Here is a 25,559-nt window from a genome sequence, read left to right on the forward strand (position 1 = left end):
GATGAACAGCTGCCTCTATCATGGCGTCTTACGCCACCGCCGCCTCCAGCCGAAAACCCACGAATTCAGCTACAGCGTCTTTATGGCCTGGCTGGATCTTGATGAACTGCCGCTGCTGGCGTCCGTCGGCGTGCGGCGCAATCGCTTTGCCGCCGCCTCGTTCCACGACGCCGACTATCCGCTCGGCACGCCGCTCAAAGAAAACGTGCTGTGCAGGCTGGAGAGCCTGACCGGAGAACGTCCGGATGGGCGGGTCATGCTCCTCACGCAGCTGCGCTATTTCGGCTTTCATTTTAATCCGGTCAACTTCTACTACTGCTACGACGGGAAGGGAACGCTGCGCTGGGTGCTGGCGGAGGTCCGCAACACGCCGTGGAATGAACGTCATTACTATGCCGTCAACGGACAGGATGCGCAGCCCACGGAAAAAGCGTTTCACGTTTCGCCCTTCAACCCGATGGACATGGTCTATCACTGGCGCTTTAACGCCCCGGATAACACGCTGCATATGCATATTGAAAATCATCAGGAAGCGAAGGTCTTTGACGCCACGCTGGCCCTGCGCCGGGAGCCTTTAACGCGCCCGGCGCTGCGCTCGCTGCTGCTGCGCATTCCGCTGATGACCCTGAAAACCGTTTTTGCCATTTACTGGCAGGCGCTGCGCCTGTGGCTCAAGCGCGTGCCGCTGTATAACCATCCCGTCAGCAGGAGTGAACGCTCATGACCGATCCCGTCTTTGCGTTAGAACCCGATATCCCGCGCAACGTCCGCATCGCGCGATGGCTGCTGTTTCGTCTGTTAAGCGGCATTCGCGGCGGCTCGCTCACGCTGCGTGAAGGGGCTCAGACCTTTCATTTTGGCGAGACATCCTCGGCGCTGCATGCGGATGTTCAAATCCTTTCTCCCGGCGTCTACTGGCGCGTCTTAACGGGCGGGAGCCTTGCTGCGGCAGAAGCCTGGATGGACGGCGAATGGGAAACCGCGCACCTCACGCCGCTTCTGGAGCTGCTGGCGCTCAACGGCGAGGTGCTTGGTCGTCTGGAAAAAGGGTTCCGCCTGCTTGGCCGACCGCTGGAGCGTCTTCGCCACTGGACGCGGCGTAACTCCCGCGTGCAGGCGCGCGAAAATATTGCCGCCCATTACGATCTGGGCAATACCTTCTATGCCCATTTTCTGGATAAAGAGCTGCTCTATTCCAGCGCGCTGTTTACCGCTGACGAGCAGGATCTCACGGCAGCTCAGCAGGCCAAAATGGCGCGCCTGTGCGACCAGCTAGCGCTAGAACCGAGTGACCACCTGCTGGAAATTGGCACCGGCTGGGGGGCGATGGCGGAATATGCCGCCCGTCATTATGGCTGTCGGGTGACCACCACCACGCTGTCGCAGGAGCAATATAGCTGGGCGACAGAGCGCATCGCCCGCGCCGGGTTGCAGGATCGCGTTGAGGTGCTGCTCTGCGACTATCGCGACCTCACCGGGCAGTACGACAAGCTGGTCTCGATAGAGATGATTGAGGCCGTCGGGCAACGCTATCTGCCGACGTTCTTCCGTACCTGCCAGGCGCGGCTGCGCCCGGGAGGACGAATGGCGATTCAGGCCATCACCATTCAGGACCAGCGCTATCGCGACTACAGCAAAAGCGTCGATTTTATCCAGCGCTACATTTTCCCCGGCGGCTTCCTGCCGAGCATTACGGCGATGAACGAGCTGATGACGCGCCATACCGATTTCGTGGTGCGCAATCTTTTCGACATGGGGCCCGACTACGCCCGCACGCTGGCCCACTGGCGGCAGCGCTTTGTCCATGCCTGGCAGGAGATTGAAAAGCTCGGCTTCGATGAACGGTTCCGCCGCATGTGGCTGTACTACTTCGGCTACTGCGAAGCCGGGTTTAACGCCCGCACCATCAGCGTGGTGCAACTGACCGCCGAGCGCGTATGAGACGGTATCTTCAGGTCTTCCTGATGGCGGTCGCGTTCGATCTTTACTGGGCGCTGGTGGTGCTCTTTCGCGAACAGGGCCTGATTATCTGGCTCGCGCTGGCGATCATGGCGTGCCTGCTCTTGCCGCCTGCTTACCGTTTTTACGTCATTGGGCTGGCCGCGGCGGGAAGCCTGCTGGACGCACTCTGGGCCCTGACCGGGCTGATTGCCTTTACGGGCGAGTCCCTGATGCCGTTATGGATGGTGGCATTGTGGCTGATGTTCGCCACGGTCTGGACGCAGCTTACGCGAACCACCACGTTACCCGGCTGGCTGCTGACCCTGCTGGCCGCCGTGGGCGGACCGGTGGCCTACCTGTTTGGCGAGCGGCTGGGGGCCATCACGTTTCTGGAGCCGACCTTTATCGTCGTCAGCTGGATGGTGCCGGGCTGGCTGGTGCTGATGCTGTTTTTCCACCTGCTGATGGGGAGACAAAAATGAGAGCTGCGGTTTTGCTGCTTTGGCTAACAATGGTTGTTCCTGCTGCCCAGGCCGCCGACTGGCTTGCCTGGCGGAAGGTGGGTGACGCCACGCTCACCTGGGGGCCTTTCACGGTCTATACCTCCCAGCTGCGCACGCCGGACGGGCGTTACGGTCGGAGTAATCAGGATCAGGCGCTAATTATTACCTATGCGCGCGACATCGATCGCGATGAACTGGTTGAGGCGACCCGCGACCAGTGGCAGGCGCAGGGGATCCTGGCGAAGGAACCGCAAAGCGAAGCCTGGTTACAGATGCTCCGCTCTCTGTGGCCGGATGTCCGGCCGGGCGCACAGCTGGCGTTTGTGCTCGACGACGGGCAAGGGCAGTTCTGGTATCGCGCTTCAGCGGCGCAAACAGCCTTTATTCCACTCGGACCGCGACAGTCAGAGGCGTTCAGCACCCGCTTTCTGGCCATCTGGCTCGATCCCCGAACGCAATACCCTGAACTGCGTCAGCAGTTAATCGGAGGCCAAAAATGAAACGTTTCCTGATGATGGCGCTGGCATTGACGATGCTGCTGGCGGGCTGTAGCACGGAGGTGGCCGAGTATCGCCAGCAGCAGCCACGGCTTGATATCTTCCACTACTTCCAGGGCAAAACCGAAGCGTGGGGGATGGTGCAGGATCGCAGCGGCAAGCAGATCCGCCGTTTCCACGTTGAGATTGCCGGGGACGTTATCGGCGATACGCTGACGCTGAACGAGCACTTTCTCTATGATGACGGCGAGAAGCAGCAGCGGGTCTGGCATATCCGGCGTGTGGGGAACGATCGCTACGAGGGAACGGCGGGGGATATTGAAGGGGTTGCCACAGGGCAGGCCGCAGGCAACGCCTTTAACTGGCATTACAGCATGAACGTGAAGGCCAACGGCAGCACCTGGCTACTGAACTTCGACGACTGGATGTATTTGCAGGATGAGACGCATCTGTTTAACAAAACCGAGATGAAGAAGCTGGGCGTCACCGTCGCCACGGTGACGCTGTTTTTCACCCGCAAGGGATGATTTTAAGCGCTGTCGGCGCGGGATTTGCTTCCTGAGTAAATAAAGACAAGCGCAATCCCCAGGCAGACAACCGCCGCCAGACGGCTCGTCGAAAAGGGAATGGCCGCATTCCCCAGCCAGCCAAAGCTGTCAATCAGCATGCTCATGGCGAGCTGGCCGAATATCACCGCCACCGTGGCGACGGCGGTGCCGATGCGCTGCACCGCCACGACCATGATCACAATGTAGGGCACGCCGAACATCGCCCCGAGGAGCTGCCATTTCGGCACGTCCAGCAGCGTGACCGCCTGCTTAGGCTCAAAGAAGAAAATGAGCAGGGCGGTCACCAGGGCGCCGACGGAAAAGGTCAGGAACGCGCTTTTAAATACTCCGACATTGCTGCCGAGCTGCCCGTTAATTGCGGCCTGAATGCTCAGCGTTGCGCCGCCGCACACGGCCAAAAGAATCATAATCAGCGTCATTTTTTTACCCCTGTGCGACCAGAACCAGTGCCGCAATGATGAAACCCAGTGCGATAATGCGTTTCGCGTTTATCCTCCTGTGCGGTGTACCCAGCAGACCGTAGTGGTCAATGATCAGGCTTTTAAAAACCTGACCGGCCAGAATGCCGATCATGGTCATGGCGATGCCGATGGCGGGTGTCGCCACGGTCAGGATGACCACGTAAACAGGGCCAAGCACGCCGCCGAGCAGCTGCCAGCCTGGCTGGGCGAAAAACGACGGGCTGTTACGCGGGCTGAAAAACAGCATCAGCAGAAAGGTCAGCGCGGCGCCGACGCCAAAAATGCTGAACGTCGCCCATAAATCTCCGACTTCGCCGCCCAGCGGCCCCAGCAATCCCGCCTCGACCGAGAGGCCCATCCCGCCAGCGATCACCAGTAAAATCAAAACAAACTGCATTCTTCTTCCTCCGTTTTCAGGCGAAGAAGATTACGTCGCGAGCCTGGTGAGAAAAATGCCATAATGCTGGAAACACCTTTGCAGGATTTGCATTAATGGTCGACGCCAGCAACATCAACATCCGCGCGCTGCTGATCTTTATTGACGTGTATGAAGCACAGAGCTTCTCCGCTGTGGCGCGGCGGCAGGGGATATCGGCCTCGCAGATATCGCGCGTGATCCACCAGCTTGAGGATGCGCTCGGGCAGCAACTTTTCTACCGCAATACGCGGGCCGTCATCCCCACGGAAAGCGGCCATCTTTTTATTCGCTATGCCCGGTCGATGGCGGAAAACCTGGAAGAAGCGCGACGTGACCTGGACGCGCGCGCGGCGGAGCCGTCCGGCGCGATCCGCATTAACGGACCGGTGTTTTTCGGCCAGAAGCACATTGCCCCCGGCCTTCCCGGCCTCTCGGAACGCTATCCGCGCCTGAGCGTAGAGCTGACGCTGACCGATGATTTTATCGATCCGCACCGCGATGCCGCGGACGTTATCTTCCGGATTGGCGTGCTGACGGACTCCTCGCTTCACGCGCGGGTGTTCGGGCAGCAGGTGTATCACCTGGCCGCGTCGCCAGACTACGTGCGTAAGTACGGTGCGCCTGAAGGGCCGGACGATCTGAACCGCCATCGCTGTCTGGTCTATCGCGGATCGTCAGGGCCTAACCGCTGGCTGCTGCGCAGAGCGGGCGAGGCGTGGACACATTATCCCGTGACGCCGTTGATGACCTCGAATAATGCGGAAGCGTTACTGGCCGCGGCGCTGGGCGGGATGGGGATTGTGCTGTTTCCGGACTGGCTGGTGAGCGAGCAGCTCCAGCGCGGCGAGCTGATTCCGCTCCTGCCCGCGCTGGAATGCGCCATTAATACGGAACAGCAGGCAATCGCGGCGATCTATCCCGATGCCCGACATCCGCCACTGAACGTCAGGGCGGTGATTGATTATTACGTCGAGCGCTTTGGCACGCCGCCGTACTGGCAAGCCGGGCGAGGCTTACCGTCGGGATTGCGTGACGGGTCCGGCATCCAGTAGTGTTAAGGGATATCAACAGAGGATGATTCGGCCATGCACCTTGATTTTCGCCAACTTCGCAACTTTGTCGCGCTGGTTGAATACGGCAGTTTTAACCGGGCGGCAGAGGCGGTTTGCCTTTCGCAGTCCGCATTTAGCCGTAGCATTCAGGCGCTGGAGCAGAGCGTGGGGCATCCTTTATTCGATCGCCAGAGCAAGCTTCCCACCCTGACGCTGCACGGACAAACGCTGCTTCCTTATGCTCGCCGCTTTCAGGCCCTGAACGTTGAGCTAAGCAGCCAGATGCGCGAGGCGGAGGAGGCGCTCACCGGCGAGGTGATGTTCGGCTGCGGCCCGGCACCGTCGGCGCGGCTGATCCCCGCCGCGGTGGGGGCATTCCACCGCAGCATGCCCCAGGCGAAGGTAAGGTTTCAGGTTGATAACTGGTTTGCCCTCCATCAGGCGCTGACCTCTCGCCACTATCCGTTCGTCGTCGCCGACAGCTGGCAGGCCGAACTCGATCCCCAACTTCGCGTTCAGCCGCTGAGCCCGCAGCGCTGCTTCTTTATCTGCCACGCCGATCACCCGCTGGCGAAGGAGGGACCCGTCTCCGTCCAGACCATGCTCCGCTATCCGTTTGCCGCACCCTATTTGCCGCCCGGCGTGCGCAAAGTGCTGGCAACCCTGAGCGAGCAGCAGGATTTTTCGCCGGCAATTCAGTGTGACCACATTTACGCGCTGCTTTCTACGCTGGCCCATACGCACGCCGTCAGCTTCGCCAGCGAGGACGGCTTTGCGCTGTGTCAGCAGAGCCACCGCCTGGTCAAGCTGGAGCTCAGCGATCTGCCGGAAGAGTGGCGCCTGATGCAGACCCGGTTTGGGATTATCTCCCCGGTTCATGCAACTCAGCCGCCGCTGGTCGAGAAGATGATCGACATTATTCTCCACGTTGACCGCCAGCACGCGCTTCAGCTGCTGGCGCAGGAGGAGGTTTAGCGCGGCTGTCCTTCTGCATCGTACTGCGGCCAGCGGGCTTCCAGCTTCAGCGCGATGAGCGCCTGTTCGACGAATTTTCCCTCGGCCCACGCTCGGGCATCAAACGCGCTACGGATCAGGCGAGACGCCTGCGCCTGTTCAACGCTGTGGCTGAAGCTGTCCGTCAGGAACGGGTCGATGCGCGGAGAGGTGGTAAAGTTAAGGTCATCGGGGCGGAGCTCTTCCAGGAAGAGCGCCTGGGGGATCTGGCTTTGCTGCGCCATTTCAGCCGACCAGGCGTTGCGGCTGGACGGCTCGCTTATCTCAGCAGCATTTTTCACCAGAATGTCGACGATCCGTTGGGTAGCCTGCGGCCACGCGTCGATAAAGCGCTGCGTACCAAGCAGCGCAGCCTGCGTCGTATTCTGGCGGCCAGCGTCGCCGCTTCTGGCCACCACGTCTATTTTCTCGCCGCGTAAGGCAAGAAGCGATACGCCGCCCCAGACGGCATCCACGCGGCCAGCGGCCAGCGCCGCCTTACCGGAGTTCCAGTCGAGATTAATTACCTGCAGGCTGCGTTCCGTAAGCCCCTCCGTGCGCAGGGCGCGGTCAAACGCCAGCTGATCCGCCGTGCCGCGATAGACCGCGACCCGTTTCCCCTTCAGGTCTGCCAAAGAACGAATGCCCGAGGCTCGGGTCACCGCCAGGTAGGATTCGGACCCGCGGCTGCCGAGCAGCAGGCGCGTCGGAAGGCCGTTTGCCTTTCCGATAATAGCCGCAAGATCCCCAAGCCAGGCAAAATCAAGCTGCTGGTTAGCCAGCGCCTCATTCACCGCCGGTCCCGCGCCCTTGAAGAACTGCCATTCAACGCTAACGCCCTGAGGTTTAAACACGTCCTCCAGCTGATGGCGCATATACGCCATGCCGAGCGGGCCTCCGATAAAGGGTTTGCTGCCTGCGCTCTGGTCCGGTACGCCGATACGTATGGTGCGCAGCGGGTCGGCGCCGGCGTTCGCCGTCAGCACCATCACGGCTGCCAGCGCCAGCAGGGTGCGGTTGATAAAAGCTTTCATCATAACGAGTGACTCCTGTTGTTTTTTCTCACCCTAAAGACCTCGTCGCCCGACTGTTAAATGCTTTTAGTGGAAAAGGACAGGTGAAAAAAAGCTAAATCAGCGTCCGTGCACCCGGCAGGTTCACATGCATTTGTTGCATCGGGATTATTCGCGTAACGCAATGACGACGGGCCGTAAGAGGGGTTTTGATAGCGGCATGGCTCGTTAATCAGTGAACCGCTATGTCGCAAATGATTTTAAAAACTGCACCTTCCGGCAGGCCGAGGATCCGGCTCAACGGCTGGCCGTGGCTCATGCCTGCGTTACTTCTGCTGCTGTGGTACGTCGCCGCGTATGCGCGGTGGATGCCTGAACAAATTCTGCCCGCCCCTGGGGTGGTGGCTGACACGGCGCTATCGCTTCTGCGCGGCGATCTGCTGGCGCAGTGGGCCTTCAGCCTGCAGCATCTGGCGCTCGGCCTGCTGCTGGGGGCGATCATCGGTACCGTGCTGGGCGCGCTGTTTGGTCTGGTACCCGGCGTGGCCCGTCGCGTGGAGCCGCTCTTTTATGCGCTGGCGCAGATCCCGACGCTGGGCTGGATCCCTCTGTTTATGGTGCTCTTCGGGATTGATAACGGCCTGAAGCTGGCGGTCATCATCAAAAGCACGATTGTCCCCCTGACCCTCAATACCCAGCAGGCGGTGGCGAATGTGCCCGAGTCGCTGAGCGAGGCCGGAAAAGTGATGCATTTTTCCCGCTGGCAGCGCCTGCGCTGGCTGGTGATCCCGGCTAGCCTGCCGGGCTGGTTTACCGGTCTCAGGCTGGCGCTTTCGCAGGCATGGGTTTCGCTGATTGTGGTTGAGCTGCTGGCTTCCTCGGAGGGCATTGGCTACCTGATGGTCTGGGGACGTCAGCTGTTCCAGCTGGATATTGTCTTTGTGACCATTGCCGTCGTCGGCATTAGCGGCATGGTAATGGACTGGTCAGCCAGCCGGATCGGGTCGCGCCTGGTGTTCTGGCCCCAGGCTGCCGTCGGGCGTCTGGCGTGGAAACCGCAGGCCAGCTGGCAGGCGTTTCAGCTGCCCGCCGCGCTGCTGGCGCTCTGGCAGGTAGCAAGCCAGCAGGGCTGGATTGATGCCGCGCTGTTTTCATCCCCGCTGGCGGTTGTTACGCGCTTCGTGCAGGGCGCGACGAGCGGAGAGCTGGCGTCAGCCATGCTGGCGAGCCTGGAGCGCACCGTTGTTGGCGGTGCCGTGGGAATAGCCGCGGGACTTTTATGCGGCCTGCTGCTGGCCCTGCGCCCGCGCGCCGGTGAGATCGTCACCCCGACGCTCAACGTCCTGCGCCATATTGCCCTGTTCGCCTGGCTGCCGCTTCTGACCGCGTGGGTCGGTAATGATAACGGTGGAAAAACGGTGTTTATTGCCCTGGCCTCATTTTTCCCGATGTTCTTCAATACCCTGCAGGCCGTCCTTCAGCGTAATCCGCATCTGGACGAGGTGGCCCGGGTGCTGCGCTTAAGCGGGCTGACGCGTCTGCGCACGTTGATTCTGCCCGGCGCAGCGCCCGGTATCTTTGCCGGTCTTCGGCTGGCGCTGATTTACGCCTGGCTTGGCAATATTGGCGCGGAATATTTCATGTCCTCCGGAACCGGGATTGGCAGCCTGATGATCAATGCCCAGCAGCTGCTGGACATGCCCACCATCCTCTGCGGCATGGTGCTCGTCGGAATTACCGGCGCAGCGCTGGATAAAGCCGGACGTTTACTGGAAATCCGCGCCACCCGCTGGCGCATACAGGAGCCATCATGAGCAATACGCCTTTGGTCTCGTTTCAGCAGGTGCGTAAATCCTGGCAGCAGGTAACCGCCGTGCAGAACTTTAGTCTTGATATCGCCGCCGGTGAGCTGGTCGCGCTGGTAGGAAGCAGCGGCTGCGGAAAGTCGACCCTGCTGCGGATGCTGGTTGGCCTTGAACCCACCACGCAGGGTGAAATCCGCGTCAACGGCGAGCGGGTGTGCGGCGTGGGGAAGGCGCGCGGCATGGTCTTTCAGGAGCCCCGCCTGTTCCCCTGGCTGCGCGTCATTGACAACGTCATGCTGGGCCTGGCGGATGAAAAACTCAGCCGGGCAGCCAGGCGCCAGCGCGCAGAGGAGATGCTGGCGCGCGTGCAGCTTGCTGAATTTGCCAACGCACTCCCCGCGCAGCTCTCTGGCGGCATGGCCCAGCGCGTGGCCATTGCGCGAGGCCTGGTGGCGCGCCCGCAGATACTGATGCTGGACGAGCCTTTTGGCGCGCTGGATGCGCTGACGCGCCACACCCTGCAGCAGGAGCTGTTGCATATCCACCAGAGTGAAGGCACCACCACGCTGCTGGTCACTCACGACGTTGAAGAGGCGGTAGCGCTGGCGGACAGGATCGTGGTGCTTTCCCCGCGCCCCGGACGCATACGCGACGTGGTTAGCCTGGCGCTGCCTCACCCTCGCCAGCGTGACGAGGCTGCCTTCACGGCAGCCTGTCGCCAGATACGAAACCTGATTACCTCATCCTGACCATTCAATTAAGGAGTAATAACATGGGACATCCTTCCGTCTTTCCCACCGGCGCAACGCTGTACGATCCGGCGCGCGCCTGGAGCGGCTATACGCTTTTTCAGGCCACTGAACACGGTGCCGTACTGGTGGACATGAACGGCACGGTAGTGCGGGAATGGCCAGAGCTGCACGGTTTTCCGAACAAGATCTTGCCCGGAGGGGCTATCCTCGGGCACAGCGGCGAACGCGACCCGCGCTACGGAATGCAGGACATGCTTGACCTGATTCAGGTGGACTGGGAGGGGAACGTCACCTGGAAATTTGACCGCTACGAAAAAATCGGCGATCCGGGCCACGAGCCGCGCTGGATGGCGAGGGCGCATCATGACTATCAGCGCGCGGGCAATCCGGTTGGCTATTATGCGCCGGGGCTGGAGCCGCAGGTCGACGGGGGCAATACGCTGATCCTCGCCCATACCAACCTGGTTAACGAGGCAATTTCAGACAAGGTCCTGCTGGATGACACCATCATCGAAGTTGACTGGCAGGGTAACGTGGTGTGGGAGTGGCGCTGCAGCGACCATTTCCACGAGCTGGGCTTCGACGACGCGGCGAAAACTGCGCTTTACAATAACCCGAACATGCGCGCCAGCGGCGGCGGAATGGGCGACTGGATGCATATCAACTCGATGTCGGCGCTCGGGCCGAACAGATGGTATGACGCAGGAGATGAACGCTTCCATCCAGACAACATTATATGGGATGCGCGCGAATCCAACATCATCGCCATTGTTGATAAGCGTAGCGGCCGCATCGTCTGGCAGCTGGGGCCCGATTACAGCAAGCCGGAGCTGAAACACATCGGCTGGATAATCGGACAGCATCACGCCCATATGATCCCCCACGGCCTGCCCGGGGCGGGTAATATCCTGATTTTTGATAACGGCGGCTGGGCCGGGTACGGCGCGCCAAACCCGGCCTCGGCGGACGGCGTAAAAAACGCCTGGCGAGATCATTCGCGGATCCTGGAAATCAACCCGGTCACGCTGGACATCGAGTGGCGCTACTCGCCGTACGAGGCAAACTTGCCTCAGCCGACCGATTCCTACCGATTCTACAGCCCGTACATCAGCAATATGCAGCGCCTGGAAAACGGGAATACCTTGATTAACGAAGGATCAAACGGACGGATCTTTGAGGTGACGCGCGATCATGAAATCGTCTGGGAGTATATCTCTCCCTGATGGGGAAAAACGCTGAACAACAATATGGTTTACCGCGCCTACCGCATTCCTTATGCCTGGATCCCGCAGCTTAGCCAGCCGGCTGAGACGCCGATTGAACCGGTGGACGTGCGAACGCTGCGGCGGCCGGGTGCGGCGGCTGCGGGCCCGGCGCAAAGCGTGGTTCGGGTTGCCGGGGTGCAGCCCTACAGTAAAGGTGCCGATGCGCTGTGCGTCGCGACGGATAACGATACGCTTCTCCGCAGTCCGAAGCTGTTCCGCGTGGAGGAGAGCCGGTTCAGGCCGGTTCAGGATGAAAGCGCGCTGGAACATGAGGGGACGGTGCTGCTGTTTGTCGGCGCAGAACGCTGCGTACACTGCCGAAAACTCTGGCATATTCTGGCTCAGGAGGCGGCCATCCCGCTGACCGACCGGCTTGATACACGCTATCTTGACGCTGACCTGAACCCGGCGCTGGCCACCCGCCTCGGCGTGCGCGGCCTGCCTGCGCTGCTGGCGCTCAGGGGAGGGCAGGAGATATCGCGGGCGCCAGCGCATCTGACTTCAGAAAGCGTGCACGGCTGGCTGAGAGATCTCTTTGCATGACGGATCTCCGGGCGAGGCCGTTTACGCCTCACCCGGTAGCCGGACGGCTATTTCGCCAGGATCTCCTGTCTGACGATCTCCGCGCCCGCGCTTAAGGCTCTCAGCTTGCCGTTGGCAACCTGACGGGAGAGGGGAGCCATGCCGCAGTTGGTTGACGGATACAGCCTGTCGGCGTCAACAAACTGCAGCGCTTTACGCAGCGTATCGGCCACTTCCTCCGGCGTTTCAACCGTGTTGGTTGCCACATCAATCGCGCCAACCATCACTTTCTTGCCGCGGATCAGCTCCAGCAGATCCATCGGCACGCGGGAGTTGTGGCACTCCAGGGAGATGATGTCGATGTTAGAGGTCTGCAGCTTAGGGAAGGCCTCTTCATACTGGCGCCACTCTGAGCCGAGCGTTTTTTTCCAGTCGGTATTGGCCTTGATGCCGTAGCCGTAGCAGATGTGGACCGCGGTCTCGCACTTCAGCCCTTCAATGGCGCGCTCCAGCGCGGCGATGCCCCAGTCGTTGACCTCGTCAAAAAAGACGTTAAACGCCGGCTCGTCGAACTGGATAATATCCACGCCCGCGGCTTCTAATTCGCGCGCTTCCTGGTTGAGGATTTTGGCAAATTCCCATGCCAGCTTTTCACGGCTTTTATAGTGCGCGTCGTAAAGGGTGTCGATCATGGTCATTGGCCCCGGCAGGGCCCATTTGATCGGCTTGTCCGTGAGCTGGCGCAGGTACTTTGCATCGTCCACGAAGACAGGTTTCTGGCGCGCGACGGCTGAGACCACGGTCGGCACGCTGGCGTCATAGCGGTTACGAATGCGGACGGTCTGGCGATTTTCAAAATCGACGCCGCTCAGGTGTTCAATAAAGGTGGTGACAAAGTGCTGGCGGGTCTGTTCCCCGTCGCTGACGATATCGATTCCCGCCCGGATCTGCTCGTCAAGAGACAGGCGCAACGCATCCTGCTTGCCTGCCAGCAGTTCCTGATCCTGTAATTTCCAGGGTGACCAGAGCGTTTCAGGTTGCGCAAGCCAAGTTGGCTTAGGCAGGCTGCCGGCCGTTGAAGTCGGGAGCAATGTTTTCATAATAAAAGACCTTTTTTGATGTATTAAAGCGTGTAGTTATCAGACCACTGCTCAAGAATGTGTTTGTAAGGCTTAATGAAATATTCTTCGGTAAATCGACCCTGTTCAATCGCCAGACGGCTTCGCTCTTCCCGGTCATACACAATTTTGGTTAATGAGTGATCCTGCTGGTTCAGATCCGGGCGGTAGCACAGCCCTGCCGCCGAGTTGGCGTTATAAATTTCCGGACGATAGATCTTCTGGAACGTCTCCATCGTGCTGATGGTGGCAATCAGTTCCAGATCGGTGTAATCACTCAGCAAATCCCCGGTAAAGAAGAACGCGAACGGCGCCACGCTGTTTTCCGGCATGAAATAGCGAACCTGCAGGCCCATCTTCGCGAAGTACTGCTCCGTTAGCGACTCGCCATCCGGCTGATACTCAATGCCCAGCACGGGGTGCTGGTTACCGGTGCGGCGGTAGGTGTCTTTGCTGGAGACGCTCAGGCAGATCACCGGTCCCTTTCTGAAGTTCTCTTTGTATTCCGGCGAATTCACAAAGTGGCGGAAAATATTGCCGTGCAGTTCCCCAAACTTTTCCGGAATGCTGAAGTGCGGCTGGTTCTTGTTATGCTCCAGCAGCAGGACGCTGAAATCATAATCACGCACGTAAGACGAGAAGTTGTTCCCGACGATGCCAGGGATACGCAGGTTGTTTTTCTTGTCGACAATGGTGGTTTGCAGTATCTCAATGGCCGGGAACGGCTTTTCCGCGCCAATGTTCAAATCGACAGAGATGATTTCCAGTTCAACCGCGTAGCGATCGGCGTTTGGGTTATCCCAGCGGGCTAAGGCGTTAAAGCGGTTGTTGATCATCACCAGCGTATTGCGCAGGTTTTCCTGACGTTTTTCCCCGCGCGCCAGGTTGGCAAAGTTGGTGGTCGTACGCGTATTTTCTGACGGGTTGTAATTCTCATCGAAGCAACTGCGCTTAAGGTTATATGTGAAAGCTTTGCTCATGGTGGTTATGCATCCTAAGTTCATGTTGCTAAGAAGTTACCAATGCATAATTTATGCCTGAGCCCGCGGCACAGGGGAAGTGACTTAATTTCAATGCAACATGAGCGAACTTCATGAACAGTGTCGCGCACAGGCTGGAGATGGAAGTGAGAGAGTAAGGGTAAGGGGCATCGGAATGTTTTCGTTATACCTCCTTATTAATGCGATCCAATAGGCTGGTTACAAATATAACCAGCAATTGATGTTGCGGATTTCAGTTCAACGTATCAATAAGCGCTGAAAACAATTCGTTGAAATTACTATGTGATTCAATGAGATAGTCCGTCGATTCTTTATCACGGATCTCGAAACAGTCACCTATGAAGTTGTAGGCAAATACGGACGTACCATCTTCACCAATGAGTACTTTGTCAGAAAGGTTCGAATCAACATAGATTTCGTTGTCACGTATTTCAAAGTTCCGAATGTAGATATTCGACCATACGGGTTCACCTTTCTCCGCCTGCACCAGGCTGTACAGCGTCAAACCTTTATACTCAAGTCCATCCATGATTTCGAACATACCAGAGTAGTCCAGCCGGTTAATCATCAGGCGTTGGATATCCTCGTAAACTCTTCTTTTCCGAGCATCCCATTCAGCAGGGGCGGCTTTGCGCATCAAGTCTGCCATTACGTCTGGATTTACTGGGTTGGCTACCGGGAAATTATTGTCAACTAGCCGTGTTTTAAGGATACCTGGAGTGAAATAACTCTTTAGCTGAGCGGGAAGCAAAGCAGGCATTGCTATTGTTTTTCCTTCCTCGTCGCAAAACTCGACAAGATAGCCCCGCGTCGGGGCATCGAAAACCATAACAATCGTACCAATAGTCCCTTTTACCAGTCCTTCATTCGGTAAATCCTCACCTAAAACTACAACGTCTAATTCGGCTCTTTTCATTTATATTTTCTCATTTAACGAACATGGTTGTCAGGCGAGGAACTAACGCGTCTGTTTCATACATCCAGCCTGTACGCACGATCGCTGTTTCACCATTGACGCCTGAAATGGACATGTCGACAGCCATTGTTTGGCCGTAATTATTTGCCTGCAACACTTTTGCTGGGGCCGATAATACGCCTTCCTGAATTCTTGCGGCTAAAACATCTGCATTAGTTGGGTTGTATCCCAGCGCTGACTCAAACACCCTGGCTTTATGCCCACCTGTAGGATGTGTTGAATCTAAAGCATAAGCCGCGAGTTTTTTCGGGTCGATAACGGCGTGTTCAGCATTCACTAATGTTCCACTCTCAGAGGTGAAACCTTTTACATATGGGCTTTCAAGTGCTGGTATTTTACTGAGACTCGATATTTCATCCATTTCGCTTAAAGGGTTCAATCTGCCCATTGTTAATCCTGCCGCAACAGAGGCACCCGCAATGATTAACCCTTTGCTGTTCATGATTTGATCGTAACCTGCTGGAGCATCCCCACCAAGTTGATGCGCGGTTTCATGAAAACCTTCAATATTGCCGTTATACACACCACCCGCGGCGAGCAGTCGGCCAACAGCTTTATTGTTCAGCGTTTTTCCCAACGGCGCAGTTGTTGGCCCGTCAGAATCATAATGCATCCGTTGAGTGGGAGCAGGCTTCCTGCCTGGCGGATCGGCAATAACGTGCCGGTAGGCGCTCACGATTTCGTCCTTATACCATGCATGCCACGATGAGGAAGTAGGGGTAAAAATTAGCTCGCCGTTGTTGTCGATATAAAACGGGTTCCGGTCGCTGCTCCAGCGCCTGGAGGTATCCACACCTACAAGCCAACCAATTTGTAGCTCGTGTTCTACTTCATCATAAATGGGATCTGCGTAACTGCGATCCCTTCGTTCATACGATCTTTGATGTGGAGAGACACTATATTTTTTGGGGAGGAGGCCAAAAGTGAGACTGTGACCGTTCGCTTCATAAGACAGATCGTAATGAATACACGCCTCTCTCAGCGAGCCCGCTGGCGTCAGAATGTATTGAAAATCTTCAGGGTCTAATTGCCGTGTTAACTCATATGACCTGTAGAGTCGAAACATATGAAATCCTTATCCTTTATTTTGATGCGAATTCTCCGCACCCTTTTAATAAGAGAAAGGCAGCCTACGCCTGAAGCGGGTACAGATATTCAACTCAAATCATATTTATGAGTTGCTCATTTTTATTAAGAAAATGACCTGACAATTTTTAATCACTCTTTAGGCGTCAACGTTAGTCAATGCTGAATGAATAATGAACCAGACTCAGGCAACAAAACGCCATGCCTACTTCTCTGGCACACGCTCCGCAATTCCCGCTATAATCCCCAAAATTTCCAACCGGTTTAGAAACAATCATGACAAAACTCACCTTACAAGAGCAGATGCTGAAAGCGGGCTTAGTCAGCAGCAAGAAAGCGGCGAAAGTGCAGCGCACGGCAAAGAAATCACGCGTTCAGGCGCGTGAGGCTCGTGAAGCGGTAGAAGAGAACAAGAAGGCGCAGATCGAGCGCGACAAGCTGCTGAGCGAGCAGCAGAAGCAGGCCGTGCTGGCGAAAGAGTTTAAGGCACAGGTTAAGCAGCTGATTGAGATGAACCGCATCACCGTGGCGAAAGGAAACATCACCTTTAACTTCACCGACGGCAATGTGATCAAGAAAATCGAGGTGGACAAACAAACCCAGGCTCAGCTGATTAACGGCCGTCTGGCGATTGCCCGTCTGGTGATTAACGCCAACGGCGACAGCGAATACGCGATTATCCCGGCGGTAGTAGCCGATAAAATTGCCCAGCGCGATGCCGACAGCATCGTGTTAAACAGCGCGCTCAGCCAGGAAGAGCAGGACGAAGACGATCCGTACGCGGACTTCAAAATCCCTGACGATTTGATGTGGTAAGCCGCATTCAGAACGGGGCGGCGTGTCGGGCGTTAACCGGCTCTCCGCTCACGGGATGAATAAAATTCAACTCGCTGGCATGCAGCATCAGCCGGGGCGTTTCCTCAGCCCCCGGCGCTGCAAGACCGCCATACAGATCGCAGCCCAGAATCGGGTGTCCCAGCTGCTGGCAGTGAATACGCAGCTGATGGGTTCGCCCGGTTTCTGGGGTAAGCATCACCCGCGTTAACGGCAGATCTGCACCCTGATAAAAACGTTCCAGGACCCGGTAGCGGGAGCGTGCCGGCTTTCCGCTGATGGCGCAGATCGACATCAGCGGGAACAGCAGCGGGTCTTTGGCAATCGGCGCATCAATCACGCCTTCATCGTTTTCCAGATGCCCGCAAAGCAGGGCGCTGTAGACCTTCTCCACGCTGCGCTGGCTGAACTGCTGGCACAGCGCCGCATTTATGGCCTTATTGCGCGCAACCACCATCAGCCCTGACGTGCCGAAATCCAGACGGTGTACCAGCGTGCAGCCGGGGAACGTCTGGACCAGACGATAATGGACAGAATCAAGGTTTTGCGGATTTTTACCTGACAGGCTGAGCAGACCGGAAGGTTTATCGATCAGCAGCAGATGTTCATCCTGCCAGAGGATCTGAATGTCGTCGTGACACGGTGGGGCAATAAAAGAATCAATAATCGCAGACATCAGGCCGCCCGGCTGGAGAGTGGGAGCGGATGATAACGAAATGCGGGGGAAAAGAAAAACCCTCTCACCGGGTGGTGAGAGGGCGAAGTCTTACGCTGCTACCAGGCTGTCGATGGCGGCTTTCGCATCGCTCTGCGCTTTGGTCGCCACTTCCGGACCGTAAGCGATACCTTCCGCGAACACGAAGTTCACGTCGGTGATGCCGATGAAGCCCAGGAACAGGCTCAGGTACGGCGCAACCAGGTCGGTCGGGGTGTCTTTATGAATACCGCCACGGCTGGTCAGGACGATCGCACGTTTACCTTTCACCAGACCTTCAGGGCCGTTCTCGGTGTAACGGAAGGTTACGCCAGCGCGCGCCACCAGGTCGAAGTAGTTCTTCAGCTGGGTAGGGATGTTGAAGTTGTACATTGGGGCGTTGATCACGATAACGTCGTGCGCCTGCAGCTCGGCAATCAGCTCGTCAGAGAGTGCCAGTGCTTCCTGCTGACGCGGGCTCAGCGGCGCATCGCCTGGACGCAGCGCGCCAACCAGCTCGCCATCCAGCACAGGAATTGGGTTTGCAGCCAGGTCACGCACGGTGATTTCATCAGCAGAATGCTGTTCACGCCACTGTTCAACGAAGTAATCAGACAGCTGACCAGACTGAGAGTACCCTGCCAGAATACTGGATTTCAAAACTAATACTTTGCTCATGGGTGATTCCTGTTTTTGCATTTGATTGAAGGGGGTTGCCCCGTTGCTTGTTGACACTCTATTCACAATCCTGTCGCAGGGATAGCGCAATATATCGAAGCCTATGTTCGAATTTTTTGAATAAGGCGCTAAAAGCGCTGATGTGGTACTCTATATCAATCATTAAAAAGAGATTTTACCCGGCAGAGCACTGCCCACTATTGCTATGACAGAACAACAAAAAATCACCTTCCCGATGCTCCTGCAGCAGCTTGATTCTCTGATGCTGCGCGATAAGCAGCGCTTTGCGCGCCGTCTGCACGGCGTGAAGAAGGTTAAAAATCCTGATGCACAACAGGCCATTTACCAGGAGATGGCGAAAGAGATTGAGCAGGCAGCAGGGAAAGTTGTGCTGCGCGAAGCCGCACGTCCGGCGATTACCTACCCGGAAAACCTGCCCGTCAGCCAGAAAAAACAGGACATCCTTGAGGCCGTACGCGACCACCAGGTGGTGATCGTCGCGGGCGAAACCGGTTCGGGAAAAACCACCCAGCTGCCTAAAATCTGTATGGAGCTGGGACGCGGCCTGAAAGGGCTGATTGGCCACACCCAGCCGCGTCGGCTGGCGGCGCGTACCGTGGCGAACCGTATTGCCGAAGAGCTGCAGACCGAGCCGGGCGGCTGCATCGGTTACAAGGTGCGATTCAGCGACCACGTCAGCGATAACACCATGGTGAAGCTGATGACCGACGGTATTCTGCTGGCGGAAATCCAGCAGGATCGTCTGCTGATGCAGTATGACACCATCATCATCGACGAAGCGCACGAGCGCAGCCTGAACATTGACTTCCTGCTCGGCTACCTGAAAGAGCTTCTGCCGCGTCGCCCGGATCTGAAAATCATCATCACCTCCGCGACCATTGACCCGGAGCGTTTCTCGAAGCATTTCAACAATGCGCCGATTATCGAGGTGTCAGGACGCACGTACCCGGTGGAAGTGCGCTATCGCCCGATTGTGGAAGAGGCGGACGACACCGAGCGCGACCAGCTGCAGGCCATTTTTGACGCCGTTGACGAGCTGGGCAACGAAAGCGCGGGCGACATTCTGATCTTCATGAGCGGCGAGCGTGAAATCCGCGATACCGCCGACGCGCTCAGCAAGCGCGACCTGCGGCATACCGAGATCCTGCCGCTGTATGCCCGCCTGTCAAACAGCGAGCAAAACCGCGTCTTCCAGCCGCACGGCGGGCGCCGCATCGTGCTGGCGACCAACGTGGCGGAAACCTCGCTGACCGTACCGGGGATCAAATACGTGATCGACCCGGGTACGGCGCGCATTAGCCGCTACAGCTACCGCACCAAGGTCCAGCGGCTGCCGATTGAGCCAGTCTCCCAGGCGTCTGCTAACCAGCGTAAGGGCCGCTGCGGCCGCGTGTCGGAAGGGATCTGTATTCGTCTCTATTCCGAAGATGATTTCCTGTCGCGTCCGGAGTTTACCGAGCCGGAAATTCTGCGAACTAACCTGGCGTCCGTTATCCTGCAGATGACCGCGCTGGGGCTGGGCGACATCGCGGCGTTCCCGTTCGTCGAAGCGCCGGACAAACGCAACATTCAGGACGGCGTGCGTCTGCTGGAAGAGCTCGGGGCCATTACCACCGACGAGCAGGCCACGGTCTACAGGCTGACGCCGCTGGGCCGCCAGCTCAGCCAGCTGCCGGTCGACCCGCGTCTGGCACGCATGGTGCTGGAAGCGCAAAAGCACGGCTGCGTGCGCGAGGCGATGATCATTACCTCGGCGCTCTCCATTCAGGACCCGCGCGAGCGTCCGATGGACAAGCAGCAGGCGTCTGACGAAAAGCACCGTCGCTTCCACGACAAAGAGTCCGATTTCCTCGCCTTCGTGAACCTGTGGAACTATCTCGGCGAGCAGCAAAAAGCGCTCTCCTCGAACCAGTTCCGCCGCCAGTGCCGCGTAGATTTCCTCAACTACCTGCGCGTGCGCGAGTGGCAGGATATCTACACCCAGCTGCGCCAGGTGGTGAAAGAGCTGGGGATCCCGGTGAACAGCGAACCGGCGGAGTACCGCGAGATTCACATCGCGCTGCTGACCGGCCTGCTCTCCCACATTGGGATGAAGGATGCAGAAAAGCAGGAGTATACCGGCGCGCGCAACGCCCGTTTCTCCATCTTCCCCGGTTCCGGCCTGTTCAGGAAGCCGCCGAAATGGACCATGGTCGCCGAGCTGGTGGAAACCAGCCGCCTGTGGGGGCGCATTGCAGCGCGCATCGATCCAGAATGGGTGGAGCCGGTGGCCCAGCACCTGCTGAAACGCTCTTACAGTGAACCGCACTGGGAGCGTGCGCAGGGCGCGGTGATGGCGACCGAGAAAGTGACCGTTTACGGCCTGCCGGTGGTGGCCGCGCGTAAGGTTAACTACAGCCAGATTGACCCGGCGCTCAGCCGCGAGCTGTTTATCCGCCACGCGCTGGTGGAGGGCGACTGGCAGACGCGCCATGCGTTCTTCCGCGAAAACCTGAAGCTGCGCGCGGAAGTGGAGGAGCTTGAGCACAAGTCGCGCCGCCGCGACATTCTGGTGGACGATGAGGCGCTGTTTGAGTTTTACGACCAGCGCATCAGCCACGATGTCATATCCGCTCGCCATTTCGACAGCTGGTGGAAGAAGGCCAGCAAAGAGACGCCGGACCTGCTCAACTTTGAAAAGAGCATGCTGATTAAAGAGGGGGCGGAGTCGGTCAGCAAGCTCGACTACCCGAACTTCTGGCATCAGGGCAACCTCAAGCTGCGTCTGACGTATCAGTTTGAGCCGGGTGCCGACGCGGATGGCGTGACCGTTCATATTCCGCTACCGCTGTTAAACCAGGTTGACGAGAGCGGCTTCGAGTGGCAAATCCCCGGCCTGCGCCGCGAGCTGGTGATTGCGCTGATCAAATCCCTGCCGAAACCGGTACGCCGTAACTTTGTGCCTGCGCCAAACTATGCGGAAGCGTTTTTAGGCCGCGTTACGCCGCTGGAGCTGCCGCTGCTGGACGCTCTGGAGCGTGAATTCCGCCGCATGACCGGCACCACCATCGACCGCGATGACTGGAACTGGGATCAGGTGCCCGATCACCTGAAAATCAGCTTCCGCGTGGTGGACGATAAAAACAAAAAGCTGCTGGAAGGGCGTTCGCTGAGCGAGCTGAAAGAGGCGCTGAAAGGCAAAGTTCAGGAGACGCTCTCTGCGGTGGCGGACGACGGCATCGAGCAGAGCGGGCTGCACATCTGGAGCTTTGGTCAGCTTCCGGAAAGCTACGAACAGAAGCGCGGCAACTATAAGGTCAAAGCCTGGCCGGCGCTGGTGGACGAGCGCGACAGCGTAGCGATCAAGCTGTTTGATAATCCGCAGGAACAGCAGCAGATGATGTGGCGCGGGCTGCGTCGACTGCTGCTGCTCAACATCCCGTCGCCGATTAAATATCTGCACGAGAAGCTGCCGAACAAAGCCAAGCTGGGGCTGTACTTTAACCCATACGGCAAGGTGCTGGATCTGATTGACGACTGCATCTCCTGCGGCGTGGACAAACTGATCCACGAGGCGGGCGGTCCGGTCTGGACGGAAGAGGGCTTTGCACAGCTTCATGACAGGGTGCGCGCGGAGCTGAACGACACCGTGGTGGAGATTGCCAAACAGGTCGAGCAGATCCTCACCGCCGTGTTCAATATCAACAAGCGCCTGAAGGGGCGCGTGGATATGACCATGGCGTTGGGGCTGTCTGACGTGAAGGCGCAGATGGCGGGGCTGGTCTATCGCGGCTTTGTCACCGGCAACGGCTTTAACCGTCTTGGCGATACGCTGCGCTATCTGCAGGCGATTGAAAAACGTCTGGAGAAAATGGCGGTCGATCCGCACCGCGATCGCGCGCAGATGCTGAAAGTAGAAAGCGTGCAGCAGGCGTGGCAGCAGTGGCTGAACAAGCTGCCGCCTGCCCGCCGCGATGATGAAGACGTCCAGACGATCCGCTGGATGATCGAGGAGCTGCGCGTCAGCTTCTTTGCCCAGCAGCTCGGTACGCCGTATCCGATTTCGGATAAGCGTATTCTGCAGGCGATGGAGCAGATTTCCGGTTAAAACCCGGTTTTATCCCTCTCCCTCTGGGAGAGGGGCGCGTGAGGGCATCAGCCCGCACATTTTATCAGCCGTTCACTATCGCCAGCGTAAACCCATCCCATCCCTTAACCCCCACCGTTTGCAGCGCGGTGGCGGTTAGGCGCGGGTTATCCCCTGTCATCTCAATAAAACGCCGCACCCCCAGCACGCGCGCGTCGTCGCTTTGCCCGTTAATCACTTCGCCCTCGCGCACCACGTTATCGCCGATAATCACCGTACCCGGGCGGGAGTAGTGCAACGCCCACTCCAGATAGCCGGGATTGTTTGGCTTATCGGCATCAATAAAGATCAGGTCGAACGGCGGAACGTCACCGAAATTCTCTAGCGAGTTCAGCGCCGGGCCTTCAATCAGTTCAATACGATCGTTCAGCCCCGCGAGGTGAATATTCTGGTGGGCAACATCGGCATGCGTCGGGTCAGCCTCAAGCGTAATCAGCTTTCCGTCCGGCGGCAGGGCGCGCGCCATCCAGATTGAGCTATAGGCGCCCAACGTACCGATCTCAAGAATGCGTCTTGCCTGCGTCATGCGCACGAACAGTGCCAGCAGCTGTCCCTGATTGGCCGCAACATCGTGTTCGGGTAGCCCGGCGCGCTTGTTGTTTTCCAGTACCTGATGAAGTACGTCATCGTCAGGGATAAGCGAAGAAATCATGTAATTATCTACTGCAGACCACTGTTGTTGCATAGATTGACTCCTTGGTTTTTCGCCCTCTCCCTGTGGGAGAGGTCCGGGGTAAGTGCATCAGCGCGCAAACCGGGTTCACACGCTCTTCCAGCCGCCGCCCAGCGCTCTGTACAAATCAATTTGTGCCAGCAGCAGGTTATTTTTCACCTGCACGACGCTGGTCTGAACCGAGTACAGCGTACGCTGTGCGTCCAGCACGTCCAGATAGGAGGAGTAGCCGTTGCGATTGCGGTTCTGCGCAATGCGCAGCGTCTCCTGCGCTACATCCTGCTGGGCAAGCAGCTCCGTCAGCTGTTCCTGATAGCGCGTAATGGCATCAAGGCTGTTGTTCACTTCGGCAAACGCGTTACGCACGGTTTTTTCGTAGGCGTACAGCGCCTGGTTACGCTGGGACTGGGAAATATCCACCTGCGCATTCAGCGCCTGGCGGTTCAGCAGCGGAGCGAGAATACTGCCTCCGACGCTCCAGAGCTGAAGCGGGTTGTCCAGCAGGCCGGATAGAGTGCGATCCTGTATCGACCCTGTTGCGGTCAGGTTGATCGACGGCAGCAGGCTCGCGCGCGACGCGGCAAGCGAGGCGTCAGCCGCAACCAGCTGTCGTTCAGCCTGAACGATATCCGGCCGACGGTTCAGAAGCGAAGAAGGCAGCTGTGACGGCAGCGTCAGCGGCGTAAGTGCCGCGAAGCTTTCGCTGCGCGCCACCGCCCCGGGATTGCTTCCCAGCAGCAGGCTCAGGGCATTCTCCTGCTGTGCAATCTGATGCTGCAGCACGGGCACCTGCGCCCGCGTTGAGCGCAGTTCGGAATCCGACTGCATCAGCTCCAGGCGCGAGCTGTAGCCCGTCTCAAACTGACGCTTCGCGAGGTTAAATGCCTCCTCGCGCGATTTCAGCGTGGACTCGGTCACGCGCAGCTGTTGATCCAGCGCGAGGAGGGTGACGTAGCCGGATGCAACGGACGAGGCGACGGTCAAATCCGCGGCGGCGGCGGCGGCTTTTTGCGCCTCCAGCGAGGCCTCGGCAGCGCGCGAGGTGCTGCGGTTGACGCCCCATATATCAACGTCATAGCTCGCCGTCAGGCTCCCTCTGTAAAGCGTGCCGTAGACAGGCAGCCCGGTCGCGGCGGATTGCGAACGGGCGCGCGTCCCGGTTACGCCCGCGTCAAGCGACGGAAACAGGCTGCCGTCGGCCGCAAAGACCCGCGCCTGATACTCGTTAATTCGTTCGCGGGCGATCAGCACGTCGCTGTTGTTCTTCAGCGCCTGATCCACGTAGCGGTTGAGGTTGTTGTCATGAAAATTGCGCCACCAGAGCCGCTCCGCCGGGCTGGCAGGACCGGAATCGGCGCGCCACTGGGCGGGGATTTGCAGCGTCGGCTGCGCCGGTTTTACGTCGACGGACTGGCATCCGGCCAGCGTCACCGCCAGCACCAGACCGGCTATCGGGCGAAGGGTCATTGTTTGCCCTCCCGCGTATCAATCGTTACCTGCACCGACATGCCCGGACGCAGCAGGGCGGACTCTTCAGGCTTACCAAGCACCTCGATGCGCACCGGAATACGCTGAGCGATTTTGACAAAGTTGCCGGTGGCGTTATCCGGCGTGATGGCGCTGAATTCAACCCCGGTTGCCGGCGAGATGCTCTCCACGCGGCCCTGATACGCTTTGTCGTTCAGGGCATCGACGGTGAATTTGACAGGCTGACCGACGCGCAGCTCTGCGAGCTGCGTCTCTTTGATATTGGCGATCACCCAGTGCTGCGGCGGAACCAGCGTGGTGAGGTGGGTCCCGGCGGTCACGTACGCCCCGAGACGCACGGCAATCTGGCCGAGCTGGCCGTCGCGCGGGGCGATAATGCGGGTGTTTTGCAGGTCAATCTGCGCCAGCTCCAGCGCCGCTTTCGCGTTTTCGACATCCGCCTCCAGCGCACCGCGATTGACAATCACCGCCTGCAGATCCTGACGCGACATCTCAAGCGTGGCTTTGGCCTGGTCGATATCGGCGCTGCCTTGGGCGGCACTGGCCAGCGCGGCGTCGCGTTCGCGAATGGATAGCGAGCCGTCAGACGTCAGCTCTTTAACCCGCTTTAAATCCGCCTGCGTTTTCAGGCTCTGGGCGCGGGCATTTTTCAGCGCCGCGTCGTTTTTAGCGATCGTCGCTTCGGCGCTTTTACGCTGCTGCAGGTTGTTATTGAGCGCGGCAATTTTCATCGCCAGCTGCGCCTCTGCCTGATGCACGCGCTGACGATAGATGCGGTCATCAATCTGCAGCAGCAGGTCGCCTTTTTTAACCTGCGCAAAGTCTTGAACCTTTACCTCGGTGATATAGCCATTCACCTGGGGACTGATGAACGTCGTCTGGCCGCGCACGTAGGCGTTATCGGTAAACTGCGTGTGGCGAGTGAACGGCGGTAGCTGCCACGCATAAAGGATCACCAGCACGCCAACAATACCGATGGCGGCGGCGGTGAAAACGGAAACAATCCGCACATTTTTGCGCGTGTTGGCCTGCTCTTTGGCGGCATCCTGCTGACTCATAAACTCTCCAGAAAT

General features: G+C 58.3%; 23 protein-coding genes and 1 pseudogene. 12 read left to right on the top strand and 12 right to left on the bottom strand.

From position 1 onward, the window contains the following. Position 1: 1 nt before the first annotated feature. Genes KGP24_RS11415 through KGP24_RS11435 form a run of 5 tightly spaced genes read left to right on the top strand, consistent with a single transcriptional unit; the run spans position 2 to position 3,468 of the window. Entirely contained in the window at positions 2-724 is a 723-nt protein-coding gene (locus tag KGP24_RS11415) for a DUF1365 domain-containing protein (protein ID WP_223563388.1), read from the top strand. Continuing rightward, the gene (locus KGP24_RS11420) at positions 721-1,941 is read left to right on the top strand and encodes a cyclopropane-fatty-acyl-phospholipid synthase family protein (RefSeq protein ID WP_223563389.1); all 1,221 of its coding nucleotides are present in this window, start codon (positions 721-723) and stop codon (positions 1,939-1,941) included. The genes KGP24_RS11415 and KGP24_RS11420 overlap by 4 nt, the downstream gene beginning before the upstream one ends. Beyond that, positions 1,938-2,423, top strand: a complete 486-nt coding sequence (locus tag KGP24_RS11425; protein ID WP_223563390.1) for a DUF2878 domain-containing protein — start codon at positions 1,938-1,940, stop codon at positions 2,421-2,423. The genes KGP24_RS11420 and KGP24_RS11425 overlap by 4 nt, the downstream gene beginning before the upstream one ends. Next, complete coding sequence (locus tag KGP24_RS11430; protein WP_223563391.1) at positions 2,420-2,944, top strand: chalcone isomerase family protein; 525 nt, start codon at positions 2,420-2,422, stop codon at positions 2,942-2,944. Before KGP24_RS11425 ends, KGP24_RS11430 begins: the two co-directional genes overlap by 4 nt. Then, positions 2,941-3,468, top strand: coding sequence for a DUF3833 domain-containing protein (locus tag KGP24_RS11435; protein ID WP_223563392.1), 528 nt, complete (start codon positions 2,941-2,943; stop codon positions 3,466-3,468). Before KGP24_RS11430 ends, KGP24_RS11435 begins: the two co-directional genes overlap by 4 nt. 2 nt (positions 3,469-3,470) lie before the next feature. On the opposite strand, the gene KGP24_RS11440 is transcribed toward KGP24_RS11435, so the two are convergent. Both KGP24_RS11440 and KGP24_RS11445 read right to left on the bottom strand, forming a co-directional pair. Then, complete coding sequence (locus tag KGP24_RS11440; protein ID WP_223563393.1) at positions 3,471-3,929, bottom strand: DMT family transporter; 459 nt, start codon at positions 3,927-3,929, stop codon at positions 3,471-3,473. Between the two features lie 4 nt (positions 3,930-3,933). After that, positions 3,934-4,368 (bottom strand): DMT family transporter, encoded by a 435-nt coding sequence (locus KGP24_RS11445; RefSeq protein WP_223563394.1) that lies wholly within the window; start codon positions 4,366-4,368, stop codon positions 3,934-3,936. 95 nt (positions 4,369-4,463) lie between these two features. Here KGP24_RS11445 and KGP24_RS11450 point away from each other — a divergent pair, with 95 nt between their 5' ends. After that, positions 4,464-5,441 carry a LysR family transcriptional regulator gene (locus tag KGP24_RS11450; protein ID WP_223563395.1) on the top strand — a complete coding sequence of 326 codons (978 nt, stop codon included), beginning with the start codon at positions 4,464-4,466 and terminating at the stop codon, positions 5,439-5,441. A 33-nt stretch (positions 5,442-5,474) separates the two neighbouring features. Then, positions 5,475-6,416, top strand: coding sequence for a LysR family transcriptional regulator (locus KGP24_RS11455; protein WP_223563396.1), 942 nt, complete (start codon positions 5,475-5,477; stop codon positions 6,414-6,416). On the opposite strand, the gene KGP24_RS11460 is transcribed toward KGP24_RS11455, so the two are convergent. Further along, the gene (locus KGP24_RS11460; protein ID WP_223563397.1) at positions 6,413-7,471 is read right to left on the bottom strand and encodes an ABC transporter substrate-binding protein; all 1,059 of its coding nucleotides are present in this window, start codon (positions 7,469-7,471) and stop codon (positions 6,413-6,415) included. The genes KGP24_RS11455 and KGP24_RS11460 overlap by 4 nt on opposite strands. Before the next feature lie 221 nt (positions 7,472-7,692). Between KGP24_RS11460 and KGP24_RS11465 the strand changes: the two genes are divergently transcribed. From KGP24_RS11465 to KGP24_RS11475, 3 genes and pseudogenes are all read left to right on the top strand, one after another. Next, positions 7,693-9,261: an ABC transporter permease gene (locus tag KGP24_RS11465; protein WP_223563398.1), complete on the top strand. Its 1,569-nt coding sequence runs from the start codon at positions 7,693-7,695 to the stop codon at positions 9,259-9,261. Further along, positions 9,258-10,001 (top strand): ABC transporter ATP-binding protein, encoded by a 744-nt coding sequence (locus KGP24_RS11470; protein WP_223563399.1) that lies wholly within the window; start codon positions 9,258-9,260, stop codon positions 9,999-10,001. The genes KGP24_RS11465 and KGP24_RS11470 overlap by 4 nt, the downstream gene beginning before the upstream one ends. Before the next feature lie 23 nt (positions 10,002-10,024). Next, positions 10,025-11,812: pseudogene (locus KGP24_RS11475) on the top strand (aryl-sulfate sulfotransferase). Between the two features lie 47 nt (positions 11,813-11,859). Here the strand turns inward: KGP24_RS11475 and KGP24_RS11480 are convergent. From KGP24_RS11480 to KGP24_RS11495, 4 genes are all read right to left on the bottom strand, one after another. Beyond that, positions 11,860-12,891: a methionine synthase gene (locus KGP24_RS11480; protein WP_047075301.1), complete on the bottom strand. Its 1,032-nt coding sequence runs from the start codon at positions 12,889-12,891 to the stop codon at positions 11,860-11,862. Between the two features lie 23 nt (positions 12,892-12,914). After that, positions 12,915-13,889 carry a DUF1852 domain-containing protein gene (locus KGP24_RS11485; protein ID WP_223563400.1) on the bottom strand — a complete coding sequence of 325 codons (975 nt, stop codon included), beginning with the start codon at positions 13,887-13,889 and terminating at the stop codon, positions 12,915-12,917. 253 nt (positions 13,890-14,142) lie between these two features. Continuing rightward, positions 14,143-14,826 (bottom strand): YrhA family protein, encoded by a 684-nt coding sequence (locus KGP24_RS11490; protein ID WP_223563401.1) that lies wholly within the window; start codon positions 14,824-14,826, stop codon positions 14,143-14,145. A 10-nt stretch (positions 14,827-14,836) separates the two neighbouring features. After that, positions 14,837-15,952, bottom strand: a complete 1,116-nt coding sequence (locus tag KGP24_RS11495) for a DUF6883 domain-containing protein (protein ID WP_223563402.1) — start codon at positions 15,950-15,952, stop codon at positions 14,837-14,839. Positions 15,953-16,248: 296 nt separating this feature from the next. Here KGP24_RS11495 and KGP24_RS11500 point away from each other — a divergent pair, with 296 nt between their 5' ends. Further along, positions 16,249-16,788, top strand: a complete 540-nt coding sequence (locus KGP24_RS11500; protein ID WP_223563403.1) for a DUF2058 domain-containing protein — start codon at positions 16,249-16,251, stop codon at positions 16,786-16,788. A 7-nt stretch (positions 16,789-16,795) separates the two neighbouring features. Here KGP24_RS11500 and KGP24_RS11505 read toward each other — a convergent pair whose 3' ends face one another. Together KGP24_RS11505 and azoR are read right to left on the bottom strand one after the other, a co-directional pair. Continuing rightward, positions 16,796-17,482, bottom strand: a complete 687-nt coding sequence (locus KGP24_RS11505) for an RluA family pseudouridine synthase (protein ID WP_223563404.1) — start codon at positions 17,480-17,482, stop codon at positions 16,796-16,798. A 90-nt stretch (positions 17,483-17,572) separates the two neighbouring features. Next, the gene (gene azoR / locus KGP24_RS11510; protein WP_223563405.1) at positions 17,573-18,178 is read right to left on the bottom strand and encodes an FMN-dependent NADH-azoreductase; all 606 of its coding nucleotides are present in this window, start codon (positions 18,176-18,178) and stop codon (positions 17,573-17,575) included. Positions 18,179-18,383: 205 nt separating this feature from the next. On the opposite strand from azoR, the gene hrpA reads away from it, so the two are divergent. Beyond that, positions 18,384-22,286 (top strand): ATP-dependent RNA helicase HrpA, encoded by a 3,903-nt coding sequence (hrpA, locus tag KGP24_RS11515; RefSeq protein WP_223563406.1) that lies wholly within the window; start codon positions 18,384-18,386, stop codon positions 22,284-22,286. 64 nt (positions 22,287-22,350) lie between these two features. Here the strand turns inward: hrpA and KGP24_RS11520 are convergent, their stop codons facing one another. The 3 genes from KGP24_RS11520 to KGP24_RS11530 form a co-directional block, all read right to left on the bottom strand. Next, on the bottom strand, positions 22,351-23,010 hold the full coding sequence (locus tag KGP24_RS11520) for an O-methyltransferase (RefSeq protein WP_223563407.1): 660 nt from the start codon (positions 23,008-23,010) through the stop codon (positions 22,351-22,353). Positions 23,011-23,085: 75 nt separating this feature from the next. Beyond that, complete coding sequence (locus KGP24_RS11525; protein WP_223563408.1) at positions 23,086-24,465, bottom strand: efflux transporter outer membrane subunit; 1,380 nt, start codon at positions 24,463-24,465, stop codon at positions 23,086-23,088. Further along, positions 24,462-25,544, bottom strand: coding sequence for an HlyD family secretion protein (locus KGP24_RS11530; RefSeq protein ID WP_223563409.1), 1,083 nt, complete (start codon positions 25,542-25,544; stop codon positions 24,462-24,464). The genes KGP24_RS11525 and KGP24_RS11530 overlap by 4 nt, the downstream gene beginning before the upstream one ends. Positions 25,545-25,559: the final 15 nt, after the last annotated feature.

This window comes from Enterobacter sp. JBIWA008, assembly GCF_019968765.1.
GTDB lineage: Bacteria > Pseudomonadota > Gammaproteobacteria > Enterobacterales > Enterobacteriaceae > Enterobacter.